Raw genomic sequence first — 13,202 nt, 5'->3', positions numbered from 1 at the left:
CATCAGGGATGTTGCTGCCTCCCGCGCTCCGCAGGCCGCAACACCAGGGAAGTTGCTCGGATCTTGGCACGGGGCACGGGCGCGCGGCGACCAGCCGCAGTTTCGGGACGAGCGGTCTCTTATGTCGCCCACTCCGGGGCGGACTGGCACATCCAACAGAACCGCCCGGCCGTTCGAGACGTCGTCGTCTCGGCGGCTCAATCGCTCACTCCCGATTACAGTTCACGGCACGAGCGGCGCTTCGCAATGGTAACTCGTGTCGCTGGCCGAGAATTGCGCCGCAGTCTCGGCCCGCCCCGAGCGGGCCCGACGCGCACCCGACCAACAAACAACTCTTGATATCGGCGCCTCATCGACGACTGGGCACTCCGGGACTGCTCCGGACATCGGACGGACACAATCACGATCTCGCGTTCGATTTTCGAACTGTGGCGACGGCCCTTTCACTCGTGAACCACTCGGCGATCCCGCGAGGTGAATGGGCTGTAGGCGTTCTCCCGCGCAGAGGAGGAAGCACCAGCGTGAGGTAAAGCGGCGTGGTTCGCGAAAAGCCGCTCGTATAACGTGTACGAGTGGGTGCTGGGCCGTCACCGGAGGCGTTATGCCTCCGAAAAACAGTTCCGTCCTGTGCCCGTGCCAGTTCCTTGGCTCGGCGGCGCACTACTGCGGACCACGTCCGGCTCATCTGTTCGCACCTGGCCCGCCACGCCGACGTTCAGCGGATCGGCCAGCAGTTTGTCGAACGCCAACTCGGCGGCACCGATCAGGACCGCGTCGCGGCCAAGTGCCGCCGCGCGCAACCGCAGGTGCTCGCGGGAGGCGGGCAGTGGCATCGTGTCCAGTCGGTCCCGGACCACGTCCGCACCGGCGGTGAAGATGTCGCGCAGCGAGCCACCGAACACCACGGCGTCCGGGTTGACCACGTTGACCAGGTTCGCCACGCCGAAGCCGAGCCAGTCCGCCACCTGCTCGACGGCCGCGCGGGCGGTGTGGTCGCCGTCCGCCGCCGCGCGCAGCACCTCGGCCACCGCCGCGCGGTCGCTCGGGTCACGGCCGGCGTGCCGCAACAGCGCGGCTTCGGAGATCTCGGTCTCCCAGCAGCCGCGTGATCCGCAGCCGCAGGGCAGGCCGTTGGGGTTCACGACCATGTGGCCGACCTTGCCGCTGTGACCCCGGTGGCCGATCACCAGGCGGCCACCGACGATGATGCCGGCGCTGATGCCCAGGTCCCCGTGCAGGTAGATGACGTCGTCGATGCCGGCCGCGACGCCCCGGACGTGCTCGGCCAGGCCGGCGATGTCGGCCAGGTCACCGGCGACGAAACCGGGGCCGGCGCTGAACTCCGCCTCCAGGGCGGCGCCGAGCGTCTCGTCGATGCTGGCGATCCGGATCCTGCCGTCCGGGTCGCGGGTGGTGTCGGTGACCGCAGCGGCGCCGCCGACAAGCAGCGCGTCACCGGCCACCGAGCGTTCCATGTCGCGGACCAGGTCGGCGAGGGGCCCGACGGCGTCGATCGCCGACATGCCGCTGGGTCGGGGGATCTCCCGCAGGTCGAGGATCTGCCCGCCGAGGCCGACCCGTGCGGCACGCAGCCGGTCCGCGTCGATGCTCAACGCCTGTGTGTAGACCCGGTCGGAGCGAGGGCTGACCACCAGCGAGGGACGGCCGGCGCGGCGGGCTGTGGTCGGCGCCTCCTCGGTGACCAGGCCGCTGGTGACCAGGTCGGCCGCGAGGGCACCGATGGTGCTTCGGTTGAGGCCGAGCCTGCTGGTCAGCTCGGCGCGGGACGTCGGTCCGTGCAGGTGGACGTAGCGCAGTACAGCGCCGAGGTTCTGCCGCCGGATCTCCTCCTGGCTGGCGCCGGGGACCGGCGGCAGCGGGGACTCGGCGTTGCGGCCGACGCCGGCTGGCCTGGCCCGTACTGGTGTCGCCACGGTCAGACCTCCTTCCGGGTCGGTGCCGGTTGGTGCGGGGGTGCAGGGACGACGATGGGTCCCGGTAGAGGAGACCCGGGACCCATCGTCGTTACTACCTACCGTGCGGTGATTACTTGGTGAGCGGCGCGAGCTTCGGGTCGCTGGCGTACGCCTCCACCACGTTCGCCTTGGTGACGGCGACCGGCGGGAGCAGGAACGTGTCGACGACCTTGCTGCCGTTGTTGTAGGACTTGGTGTCGTTCACCTGCGGCTTGTCACCGGCCTGGAGAGCCTTGACCATGTTGATGGTCTCCTTCACCAGGTTGCGGGTGTCCTTGTTGATCGTCATGTACTGCTCACCCTTGACGATCGACTTGACCGACTCGACCTCGGAGTCCTGACCGGTGACGATCGGGGTCGGCTTGCCGGCGCCCTTGACCGAGGTCAGGATGGCGCGGGCCAGGGTGTCGTTCGGGGAGAGAACGCCGTCCAGCTCCTTGTTGCCGTACGTCGAGGTCAGCAGCTGGTCCATGCGGGCCTGCGCACCCTCGGCCTTCCAGCCCTGGATGGCGGTCTGCTTGACCTCCTTCTGACCGGAGGCGACGACCACGTTGCCCTTGTCGATCTCCGGCTTGAGCACGTCCATCGCGCCGTTGAAGAAGACACCGGCGTTGTTGTCGTCCGGCGAGCCGGAGAACAGCTCGATGTTGTACGGGCCGTTCGGCTTCTTGGCCTTCATGCCGTCCAGCAGGGCCTGGCCCTGGAGCTGGCCGACCTTGAAGTTGTCGAACGCGACGTAGTAGTCGAGGTCCGGCGTGTTGGTGATCAGCCGGTCGTAGGCGATGACCTTCACCCCGGCGGCGTGGGCCGCCGCGACCTGGGTGGACAGCTGCGCGGCGTCGGTCGCGCCGATGACGATGACCTTGGCCCCCTTGGTCACCATGGCGGTGATCTGGGCCTGCTGGTCGGCGACAGTGGTCGACGCGCCGGCGTACTGCACGTCACCCTGGAAGCCGGCCTCCTTGAGGCCGTTGCTGAACAGGTCACCGGCGAGGACCCAGTTCTCCGAGGTCTTGGCCGGCAGGGCCACGCCGATCAGCGAGTTGGCCGCGAAGCCCTTGGCGGCCTCGCCGCCGGAGCCGCTGTCGCCGTCGCGGCCGGAGCCGCAGCCGGCGAGGGCCAGCATGGCGGCGGCGCTGATGGCCACCACCGACGTGCCGAAGAATTTACGCATGGTGAGGACTTGCCTTTCTAGATGGTGAGGCGGGTAGAGAGGTCGGTGGCCGTCAGCCGGACACCGCTGCCTTGGCGGGCTCGCGCTCCGCGTCCGGCGGTGAGGCGGGTGGGACGGAGTCCTCGCGGCGGAACGGCCGCATCAGGCTCCCGACAATGGAGAAGCGCCCCTGGCTCTTGTTGTAAACGTCGATCGCGACGGCCAGCAGCAGGACCAGGCCCTTGATGATCTGAACCTTGTCGGTGCCCACGCCTTGGAGCTGGAGGCCGTTGTTGAGCACGGCCATGACGAGACCGCCGACGATCGAGCCGCTGATGGTGCCGATACCACCAGCGACGGCAGCTCCACCGATGAAGACCGCTGCGATGGCGTCCAGTTCCCAGCCGATGCCGTCCTGGCCACTGGAGGCCGCCGAGCGAGCCACGAAGATCATGCCGGCCAGCGCGGCCAGGATGGACATGTTCATCATGACGAAGAAGTTGACCCGCTTGAGCTTCACACCGGACAGCTCGGCCGCCCGGGAGTTGCCGCCCACCGCGTAGATGTGCCGGCCAGCGGCCGTGTTGCGGGTGTAGAAGGAGTAGGCGATGACCAGGACCAGCAGGATGATGCCGGAGATCGGGAAGCTGGTGCCGACGCGACCGCTGGCGAAGCGCAGCGCCGCGAAGGCGATCACGCCGACCATGATGGCCATCCGAAGGACCGAGATCCACATCGGCGTGGGGTCGGCGTCCATCGCCCGACGGGTCTTGCGGGCCCAGAGCTCGCGCCACACCACGGCCACCGCCGCGGCCAGACCGAGCAGCAGCGTCGCGTTGTTGTAGCCGGTGTTCGGCCCGAACTCGGGCAGGAAGCCGGAGCCGATCTCCCGGAAGCCCTCCGGCACCGGAATCGCCTGCGCGTTGCCGATGTACTGGTTGCCACCGCGGAACAGCAGCATGCCGGCCAGGGTGACGATGAACGCCGGCACCCCCATGTAGGCCACCCAGAAGCCCTGCCAGGCTCCGATGAGCGCACCGATGGCGAGGCCGAACAGGATGCCGACAGGCCACGGCAGACCCCACTCGGCCATCGACTTCGCCGCCAGGATGCCCGCGAAGGCCGCGACGGAGCCGACCGAGAGGTCGATATGCCCGGCGACGATCACCATGAGCATGCCGATGGCCAGGATCAGGATGTACGAGTTCTGCTGGAACAGCGCGATCAGGTTGTCCGACCGCAGGGTCAGCCCGTCAGTCCAGATCTGGAAGATCAGGACGATCGCCACCAGAGTGAAGATCATTCCAAACTGGCGAGCGTTGGAGGTGGTTCCTCCGAACAGGTTCTTCTGAAGGTCCTTCAATCGGCTCATCGTGTGGCCATCTTCTTCGTAGAGGTCATCTGCTTCATGAGGGTTTCCGGGGTGGCGTCCGCCCGGGCGATCTCGCCCGTGATGGCGCCTTCGAACACGGTGTAGATGCGGTCGCAGAGCCCGATCAGCTCAGGCAGCTCCGAGGAGATGACGATGACGCCCTTCCCCTGGTCGGCGAGCCGCTGGATGATGCCGTAGATCTCGTACTTGGCACCCACGTCGATGCCGCGTGTCGGCTCGTCGAGGATCAGCAGGTCGGGGTCGGTGAACATCCACTTGGCCAGGACGACCTTCTGCTGGTTGCCGCCGGAGAGCTTCGAGACGCTCTCGTCGACCGTCGGGGCCTTGGTCCGCAATTCCTTGCGGTACGCCTCAGCCGCCTGGTACTCCTCGACCTGGTTCAGGACGCCGTGGTGCGAGATCTTGGACAGCTTGGCGGCCACCGTCGACGTCTTGATGTCGTCGAGCAGGTTGAGGCCGATCGCCTTGCGGTCCTCGCTGACGTAGGCGAGACCGTTGTCGATCGCGTCGGCGACCGACTTCAAGACGATCTCCTTGCCGTCCTTGATGATCGTGCCCGACTCGAACACCCCGTAGGAGCGGCCGAAGACACTCATCGCGAGTTCGGTACGGCCCGCGCCCATGAGACCGGCGAAGCCGACGATCTCGCCGCGGCGCACCACGAAGCTCTCGTTCTTGCAGACCTGCCGGTCGGCGGAGATCGGGTGCCGGACGTTCCAGTCGCGAACCTCGAAGAAGATCTCACCGATCTTCGGCGTGTGTTCCGGGAACCGGCTGCTCAGCTCGCGGCCGACCATGCCCCGCACGATCCGGTCCTCGTCGACCCCGTCCGCCTTGACGTCGAGGGTCTCCACGGTCCGGCCGTCGCGCAGGATGGTGATCTGGTCGGCGATCGCCTCGATCTCGTTGAGCTTGTGCGAGATCATGATCGAGGTGATGCCACGGGAGCGGAACCCCCGCAGCAGGTCCAGCAGGTGCTTGGAGTCGGCCTCGTTGAGCGCCGCAGTGGGCTCGTCGAGGATGAGCAGCTTCACGTCCTTGGCGAACGCCTTCGCGATCTCGACGAGCTGCTGCTTGCCGACCCCGATGTCCTTGATCAGGGTGTCCGGGTCCTCTTCCAGGCCGACCCGGGCCATCAGGTCAAGCGCCATCCGGTTCGCGGCCTTCCAGTCGATCGCGCCCCGCTTGCGCGGTTCGTTGCCGAGGAAGATGTTCTCGGCGATCGACATTCCTGGAATGAGCGCGAGTTCCTGGTGGATGATCACGATGCCGGCGTTCTCGCTCGCCCGGATGTCGGAGAACTTGGTCTCCGACCCCTGGTAGACGATCTTGCCGTCGTAGGTGCCGTGCGGGTACACCCCGCTGAGCACCTTCATCAGGGTGGACTTGCCCGCGCCGTTCTCGCCGCAGATGGCATGGATCTCGCCGGCGCGAACCACCAGGTTGACGTCGGAGAGGGCCTTGACTCCGGGGAACTCCTTGGTGATGGAACGCATCTCAAGGAGGATGGGCACGTCGCTCATCGCTCGTACCACCTCGCCAACGTCATCGGTTGCCTCCGGAAGGTTGAACCTTCACTTGGTTTTGTTGTTGACGGCAACGTATTGCGGCCGAAGGGCCATCCGCAAGGCGAGGGACTGTTGAAAAAGTAACAATCCGGTAATATAGATGTCGCACAGTGTTCGTCCGCCACAGCGGCAACGACAGCCCCTCGCGGTACCCCAGGCCTGACCGCAGCACCTGCGTCCACCTGCGACAACGCGCCAATCGACCCCGGCCATTCCCGCAGCTTTCCCACCAGGAAAGATGCCTCAGGGACGGTGGATTCGGTAACGCAGCGCACACGTCACGCCATCGAATGATGGGAATCGGGCGTCAGCCCAGCGCCGTACGCGAGGCGCACCACGGGCCTCTGGCGGCTGATGTGACCCACGCCTCTAACGGCCGCATGCATCGATGGTCACCATTCCGCAGCGATGTGCACCGGACGACGGGTCAGTGCCCTGAAGTCCCTTACGCGCAGTTCGTGACGGCACACCGCAGCCCGCAGGCCGGGGGCGTCGACTGGTCAGCTCGGGTGCAGCACCGCCTTGATCACGCCGTGCTCCCGCCGGTCGAAGTGGCGATACAGCTCGGGGGCGTCGACCAGGGTGCCGTGGTGGGTGACGATCACACTGGGCCGAGCCCGGCCCGCGACGACCAGGTCCCGCAGCAGGACCGTGTAGCGGCGGTCGTGGGTGCGACCGAACCGGACGGCGACCCCCTTGCTGAACAACGCCCCCCAGGGCGCGACCAGGTCCTCGTGACCGTCCGCACCGGGCCCGGGGTGCGGGTCCCGGTCCGGGTACACACCCGCGACCGCGATCGCGCCGGCGGCGTTGACCAACCGGGCCGCGTCGGCGATGACCTGGTTCGGACGCTCCCGGTCGGGGTGCTCCCGATCGCGGGCCTGGAACCCGACCGCGTCGATGACCTTGTCGACCCCGCCCAGTTTCTCCTCGCCGAGCGGCAGCCCGGTCCGGGCCCGGTCGGCGCGGATCTGCTCGACCGGGTCGCCCCGGCGGAAGTCGATCGGCACGGCACCGATCTCGCCGGCCTTGTCGAGTCGGGCGTCGACCCCGTCGACGGAGTACACCACCCGGGCGCCGCGGAGCAGCGCCGCGTGGGCGCCGAGCAGGCCGACGGCGCCGGCGCCGAACACCGCCACAGTGTCACCGGGCCCGACCTCGGCGAGGGTGGCGGCGGCGTGCCACCCGGTGACGAACGCGTCGGCCAGCAGCACGAAGTCGTCCTCGTACGCGTCCCCCGGCTCGCCCGGCAGGGGTACGCAGTTGGCGTCGGCCCACGGCACCCGCAGCAGGTCGGCCTGCGCACCCCGGTACGGACCCATTCCCGCGTACCCGTACGCCGCGCCCGGCCCCTCGGCCCGGGCCCGCAGACAGGCCGCCGAGAGCCCGCGGCCACACATCACACACGTCCCGCAGAACAGGTGCGTGGGGATCACCACCCGGGTGCCCGGCCGGACGGTCTGCACCGCGGCGCCCACCTCCTGCACGATGCCAAGCGGTTCGTGACCGAGCACCAGGCCGGGCTCGGCGCTGGTCCGTCCGTCGTACATGTGCAGGTCGGTGCCGCACAGGGCGGTGGAGGTGACCCGCACGAGCGCGTCGGTCTCCGCCTCCAGTGTCGCGTCGGGCACCTCCCGCACCGCGACCGTCCGGACGTCCGCGTAGACGACGGCTCTCATCCCGGCTCTCCTGTTCGGCGGTGGAACGGCCGGTCTTCCCCCGACCGGGCCCTTCATGCCTGTCCGACCCCGCAGCCGGCGGCGATGACCGCGGTACCCGCTGCCTAGCCGAGCCGCCCGAGCACCTGACCGCCGTCAGCCCATCGAACGCACCCGGTCGGGCTCGATGGTCAGGATGATCCGGACCTGTTCCTGGCCACCGAACCACGGGTACGGCCCACCGAGGTAGCGCTGCGCCAACTGGTCGATGTGCTCGGCGGCGCCCTCGGTGCTGGTGCGCACCACCCGCCCCCGGACCTCGTGGTAGCGGCCCGGCTTCTGCGGGTCGGAGATCGCCACCGCCACCCGCGGGTCCCGCCGGACGTTTCGGGTCTTCTGGTGGGTCTCCACGGTGTTGATCAGGATGTGCGTGCCGTCGGTGTCCACCCAGGTCTGGGTGAGCTGTGGTGAGCCGTCGGGCATCAGCGTCGTGACGAAGCAGGTGCTCGGCTCGCGCAGCAACATGAGCAGCTCGTCGGGCAGATCCACGACAGGGTCTCCTTCCGGATGACCAACCTCGTGTTGATCACCCGCCAACGGTCGCACGAAATGATCAACGCCGCCGGCTGGCGGCGGCCGGTGATCCACCGGCGTGCGAGGCGGTAGCCGTGTCACCCACGTACCCCACGCGCGGGGTGTCTCACCGGCCGCCGGGCAGGATCCGCGACGGCGAAGATCCTGCCCGGCACATCGGTGTGGCGGTGGGATCAGTGACCGGCGTTCTGCCCGCCGTCGACGTGCAGGATCTCGCCGGTGACGAACGGGGCGGACTCGAGGTAGAGGACGGCGTCGACGACGTCGCTGGTCTCGCCCATCCGACCGACCGGGTGCAGGCCCGCGAGCGTCTCGTGCGTCTCGACCGGGTGCATCGGGGTCTTGATGATGCCGGGCGCGACGGCGTTGACCCGTACGCCGCGAGCCGCGTACTCGATGGCCAGGGACTTGGTGGCCGAGCTGAGGCCGCCCTTGGTCAGCGACGCGAGCACCGACGGAACGTGCGCACTGGGCTGGTCGACGAAGCTGGTCGTGATGCTGACGATGTGCCCCGCGCCCCCGGCCAGCAGGTGCGGCAGGACGCGTCGGGTGAGGTGGAAGAACCCGGCCAGGTTGACCCCGGTGACCAGGTCGAACTCCTCGTCGGTGTAGTCGGTGAACGGCTTGGCGACGAAGACGCCGGCGTTGTTCACCAGTGTGTCGATCCGCCCGAAGCGGTCCAGCGCGGCGCGCACCACCCGCTCGGCGGTGTCGGCCTCGGCGATGTCGCCCCGGACCGTGACGATCTCCGGGTCGTCGGACGCGCCGATCGAGCGCGAGGTCGCCACGACGCCGTAGCCGAGCTTGCGGTAGGCAGCCACGAGGTCGGCACCGATGCCCTGGGAGGCGCCGGTGATCACAACGACCTTCGGGCCCTGACTGCTGTTCATGGGGCTGCTGTTCATGAGGGAATCACCTTCACTAGACGACTGGTCTACTAAAAGCTAGCCGACCGGTCGTGTATCGTCGAGGCATGGGTCGGACCAGTGACGCGAAGAACAAGATCCTCGACGCGGCCGCCACGCTGATCGAGCAGCGCGGCTACACGGCGCTCGGCGTGGCCGAGATCTGCGCGGCGGCGGGCGTGCCGAAGGGCAGCTTCTACTACTTCTTCGAGTCCAAGCAGGCGCTCGCCCGCACGGTCATCGACGAGCACTGGGTCACCCAGCGACGCCAGTGGGAGCAGTTGCTCGGCAGCGAGCGCGACCCGCTACAGCGACTCCGGGACCTGTTCGAGGCCACCGAAGAGGTCCAGCGCGTCGGCCAGCAGAAGGCCGGCGTGGTCGCGGGCTGCCTGTTCGGCAACCTCGCCCTCGAACTCAGCAACCAGGCCGAGGAGATCCGCGGCCGGCTCCAGGAGATCTTCGAGGAGCAGATCAGTCTCATCGAGCAGGTCGTCGCCGAGGCGAAGGAGCGCGGCCTGGCGGGCCCCACGGTCGACAGCCGGGAGGCCGCCCGATCGATCGTCGCGCAGATCGAGGGGCGGGTCCTGCTCGCGAAGTTGCTCAACGATCCGACCCAGCTGGAGACGCTGTGGCGCAACTGCCTCGATCTCCTCCAGGTGCCGGCGCAGGCACGGACCACCACCGGCTGAACGGACGACTGTCGCTGACCGTCCACTCCGGGTGGACTGCGCGGCCCGCTCAGTAGCATCGGCGAGGCACGATATTCAGGCGGACCACTCCCCGACCGGATCGAGCACTCGACATGACTACCGAGCAGACCACGTCTCCCCCGCGTGCCGGTGTCGGCATCGCCGCTCAGGGGCTGGGCCAGAGCGTCCGGAGCGGTCGCCAGATCCTGACCGACATCTCAGTGAGCATCGCGCCGGGCGAGCTGGTCGCGATCATCGGCGCCAGCGGCGCCGGTAAGACCACACTGCTGGAGATCCTCGCCGGGGTACAGCGACCGGCATCGGGCACCGTGACGTACGACGGCACCACCGCGGCCGGCACCATCGGTGTCGTTCCGCAGGACGACATCATCCACCGCGAGCTGCCCCTGGCCCGCACCCTGCGGTACGCCGCCCGACTGCGCCTGCCCTCCACCGCCGGGCCGGCCGAGATCAGTGACCGGGTCGCGGAGGTGCTCGCCGAGCTGCGACTCACCGACCGGGCCACCACGCCGGTCGGCCTGCTCAGCGGCGGTGAACGCAAGCGCGCCAGCATCGCCGTCGAGCTGCTCACCCGGCCCGGCGTGTTCTTCCTGGACGAGCCCACCTCCGGACTGGACCCGGCGATCGCCGTGGAACTGCTCCGGGTGCTCCGGGCGCTCGCGGACACGGGCGCCACCGTCGTGCTGACCAGCCACCAGATCACCGACGTGGACCATTGCGACCGGGTCGTCGTGCTGACCCGTCAGGGCCGACTGGCGTTCACCGGCACCCCGGCCGCCGCCCGAGAGTTCTTCGGCGTGCGGTCCCTGGCCGAGGTGCACCTCCGGCTCGACGAAGCGACGCAACCCGCCGAGTGGCCCGATCGCTTCGCCGAGCAGCGCGCGGCCGCACAGCCGTCCCGCACCTCCGACGACAACGACACTGACGTCGCCGCGACGCCGCCCCGGCGCGTCGGCCGGCTGCGCCAGTGGGCGGTCCTCACCGCGCGCAACACGGAGATCGTCGTCCGCAACCGGCTGACCCTGGCCATCCTGCTCGGATCGCCGCTGATGGTGCTCGGCATGTTCGCGCTGCTGTTCCGCCCGGGAGCGTTCGAGCCGACCAGACCCAGCCCGACGGTGACCGTGATGATCCTGTTCTGGATCGCGTTCGGCGGGTTCTTCTTCGGGCTGACCTATGGGCTCCTCCAGATCTGCACCGAGCTGCCGATCCTGCGCCGGGAGCGGCTCGCCGGTGTCCGGCTGGTGCCGTACCTGTTGGCGAAGGTCGCGGTGCTGCTGCCGCTGCTGGCCCTGGTGGACCTGGCCCTGCTCGGGGTGCTGCGCGGCATGGACCGGCTGCCGCCGGTCGGCGGTGCCGACTTCGCCGCCCTGTACGCGACCCTGCTGCTCTCCTCGGCGGCGGCGCTCGCCCTCGGTCTGCTCTGTTCGGCGGCCGTGTCCGACGCGGCCCAGGCGACGCTCATGCTGCCGATGCTCTGCTTCCCACAGGTGCTGTTCGTCGGCGCGATCCTGCCGGTGCCGGCCATGGCTGTCGGCGGTCAATGGCTCAGCTACGCGATGTCGAACCGGTGGGCGTTCGAGGGCCTCGGGCACACCGCCGGGGTGGAGCGGCTCTGGCGCGACGGCGGCTCCCCGCTCGGCCCGCCGCTGCTGGCCACGTACGGCGACAGCTTCTCCCGGCCGCTGTGGGTCGACTGGCTGGTGCTCGGCGGTTTCGTGCTGCTCTTCCTGGGCGCGGCCTGGGCGGTCCTGCTCCGACGGGATCCCCGTCGTGGGTCCTGACCCGACGCCGCCCGTCTCCCCCACGGCGCTGCCGGGATACGCCGCCACCGGCCGGATCGACGAGTTGCGCGCCACCGAGTACCGACACCTGGACACCGACGGACAGGTGTACCTCGACTACGCCGGAGCCGGGGTGGCCGCCCGGGCGCAGGTTCGCGCCCACCACGACCGGTTGCTCGCCGGCCTGTACAGCAACCCCCACTCGGAGAACCCCACGAGCGTGGCGGCGGGCTCGCTGGTGGAGTCGGCGCGACGCGCGGTGCTCGACTACTTCCGCGCCGACCCGGCCGAGTACGCGGTCATCTTCACCCCGAACGCCAGTGGCGCCTGTCGGCTGGTCGGCGAGGCGTACGACTTCGGCCGGGCCGCGAAGCTGGTGCTCACCTGGGACAACCACAACTCGGTCAACGGCATCCGCGAGTACGCCCGGTCGGCCCGCGCGTCCGTACGCTACCTACCGCTGAACGGGCCGGAGCTGCGGGTCGCCGAGCCGGACCTGGTCGCGGCGCTCGACGCCGGCAGTGGCGGCCTGGCCCGTCGGTGGGGCCGGTCCGGTCGGCGCGGGCTGTTCGCCTATCCGGCGCAGAGCAACTTCTCCGGTGTGCAGCACCCGCTGGGCTGGGTGGAGCTCGCCCACCAGCGCGGCTACGACGTGCTGCTCGACGCTGCCGCCTTCGCGCCGACGAACCGCCTGGACCTCAGCGTCGTACGGCCGGATTTTGTCTGCCTGAGCTGGTACAAGCTCTTTGGCTACCCCACCGGTGTTGGAGCGCTGCTGGCCCGCCGTTCGGCGCTGGCCCGGTTGCGCCGGCCGTGGTTCGCCGGCGGCACGATCCGCGCGGTGAGCGTGCAGGGCGACTGGCACCGGCCGATGGACGACGAGTCGGCGTTCGAGGACGGCACGCTCAACTTCCTGAGCATCCCGGACGTGGAGTTCGGGTTGCGCTGGCTCGACTCGATCGGCGTGGACCTCGTCCACGCCCGGGTCGGCCTGCTCACCGAGTGGCTGCTGGAGCGGCTGGCCACCCTGCGACACGACACGGGTGGGCCGCTGGTCCAGGTGTACGGGCCGGCGACGGGTGCGGGGCGCGGTGGCACTGTGACGTTCAACCTCCGCCACCCGGACGGCACGCTGGTCGACGAACGGCTCGTGGCGCGGGAGGCGGCGGTGGCAGGTCTCTCCCTGCGTACCGGCTGTTTCTGCAACCCGGGCGCGGCCGAGGGCGCATTCGGGATGAGCCGGACGTCGATGCGGCAGCGGCTGTTGGCGGGCGTCGACACGATCGACCAGTACCTTGACGCGCTGGGGCTGCCGACGGGTGGTGCCGTCCGTGTCTCGTTCGGACTGGCCTCGATCGCGACCGACGCGGAGCGCCTCGTCGACTTCGTCCAGTCGACCTACCTCAACCGGGGCGCCGGTACGGAGTCACCGCTGCCACCTCGGCTGCGCTGCTGACCTCC

General features: G+C 69.2%; 10 protein-coding genes. 3 read left to right on the top strand and 7 right to left on the bottom strand.

The genetic code is table 11. The annotated features are described in order from the left end of the window. Positions 1-599 precede the first annotated feature (599 nt). From AB0C20_RS16245 to AB0C20_RS16215, 7 genes are all read right to left on the bottom strand, one after another. Complete coding sequence (locus AB0C20_RS16245; protein WP_357568279.1) at positions 600-1,934, bottom strand: ROK family transcriptional regulator; 1,335 nt, start codon at positions 1,932-1,934, stop codon at positions 600-602. 112 nt (positions 1,935-2,046) lie between these two features. Beyond that, complete coding sequence (locus tag AB0C20_RS16240) at positions 2,047-3,150, bottom strand: sugar-binding protein (protein ID WP_327032033.1); 1,104 nt, start codon at positions 3,148-3,150, stop codon at positions 2,047-2,049. Between the two features lie 52 nt (positions 3,151-3,202). Beyond that, the gene (gene mmsB / locus AB0C20_RS16235) at positions 3,203-4,501 is read right to left on the bottom strand and encodes a multiple monosaccharide ABC transporter permease (protein WP_357182059.1); all 1,299 of its coding nucleotides are present in this window, start codon (positions 4,499-4,501) and stop codon (positions 3,203-3,205) included. Continuing rightward, positions 4,498-6,045: a multiple monosaccharide ABC transporter ATP-binding protein gene (gene mmsA, locus AB0C20_RS16230; RefSeq protein ID WP_357182056.1), complete on the bottom strand. Its 1,548-nt coding sequence runs from the start codon at positions 6,043-6,045 to the stop codon at positions 4,498-4,500. The genes mmsB and mmsA overlap by 4 nt, the downstream gene beginning before the upstream one ends. Positions 6,046-6,590: 545 nt before the next feature. Then, a complete protein-coding gene (locus AB0C20_RS16225) occupies positions 6,591-7,769 on the bottom strand; it encodes an alcohol dehydrogenase catalytic domain-containing protein (RefSeq protein WP_357182053.1) in 1,179 nt (392 codons plus the stop codon). Between the two features lie 135 nt (positions 7,770-7,904). After that, positions 7,905-8,297, bottom strand: a complete 393-nt coding sequence (locus AB0C20_RS16220) for a PPOX class F420-dependent oxidoreductase (RefSeq protein WP_357182050.1) — start codon at positions 8,295-8,297, stop codon at positions 7,905-7,907. Positions 8,298-8,515: 218 nt separating this feature from the next. Beyond that, the gene (locus AB0C20_RS16215; protein WP_357182047.1) at positions 8,516-9,247 is read right to left on the bottom strand and encodes an SDR family oxidoreductase; all 732 of its coding nucleotides are present in this window, start codon (positions 9,245-9,247) and stop codon (positions 8,516-8,518) included. A 68-nt stretch (positions 9,248-9,315) separates the two neighbouring features. On the opposite strand from AB0C20_RS16215, the gene AB0C20_RS16210 reads away from it, so the two are divergent. From AB0C20_RS16210 to AB0C20_RS16200, 3 genes are all read left to right on the top strand, one after another. Then, positions 9,316-9,936 (top strand): TetR/AcrR family transcriptional regulator, encoded by a 621-nt coding sequence (locus AB0C20_RS16210; RefSeq protein ID WP_357182044.1) that lies wholly within the window; start codon positions 9,316-9,318, stop codon positions 9,934-9,936. A 113-nt stretch (positions 9,937-10,049) separates the two neighbouring features. Further along, the gene (locus AB0C20_RS16205) at positions 10,050-11,741 is read left to right on the top strand and encodes an ATP-binding cassette domain-containing protein (RefSeq protein WP_357568278.1); all 1,692 of its coding nucleotides are present in this window, start codon (positions 10,050-10,052) and stop codon (positions 11,739-11,741) included. Continuing rightward, on the top strand, positions 11,731-13,197 hold the full coding sequence (locus tag AB0C20_RS16200) for an aminotransferase class V-fold PLP-dependent enzyme (RefSeq protein WP_357568277.1): 1,467 nt from the start codon (positions 11,731-11,733) through the stop codon (positions 13,195-13,197). Before AB0C20_RS16205 ends, AB0C20_RS16200 begins: the two co-directional genes overlap by 11 nt. Positions 13,198-13,202 lie beyond the last annotated feature (5 nt).

The sequence above is a fragment of the Micromonospora sp. NPDC048843 genome, from assembly GCF_040649965.1.
Taxonomy (GTDB): Bacteria; Actinomycetota; Actinomycetes; order Mycobacteriales; family Micromonosporaceae; genus Micromonospora; species Micromonospora hortensis.
Note: the sequence above shows the minus strand (reverse complement) of the source record. Positions and strands in the feature narration are given on the sequence as shown.

Coding starts and splice junctions, on each gene's coding strand:
- AB0C20_RS16240 (WP_327032033.1), bottom strand. CDS start 3,150: ATGCGTAAATTCTTCGGCACGTCGGTGGTGGCCATCAGCGCCGCCGCC.
- mmsB (WP_357182059.1), bottom strand. CDS start 4,501: ATGAGCCGATTGAAGGACCTTCAGAAGAACCTGTTCGGAGGAACCACC.
- mmsA (WP_357182056.1), bottom strand. CDS start 6,045: ATGAGCGACGTGCCCATCCTCCTTGAGATGCGTTCCATCACCAAGGAG.
- AB0C20_RS16225 (WP_357182053.1), bottom strand. CDS start 7,769: ATGAGAGCCGTCGTCTACGCGGACGTCCGGACGGTCGCGGTGCGGGAG.
- AB0C20_RS16215 (WP_357182047.1), bottom strand. CDS start 9,247: ATGAACAGCAGCCCCATGAACAGCAGTCAGGGCCCGAAGGTCGTTGTG.
- AB0C20_RS16210 (WP_357182044.1), top strand. CDS start 9,316: ATGGGTCGGACCAGTGACGCGAAGAACAAGATCCTCGACGCGGCCGCC.
- AB0C20_RS16205 (WP_357568278.1), top strand. CDS start 10,050: ATGACTACCGAGCAGACCACGTCTCCCCCGCGTGCCGGTGTCGGCATC.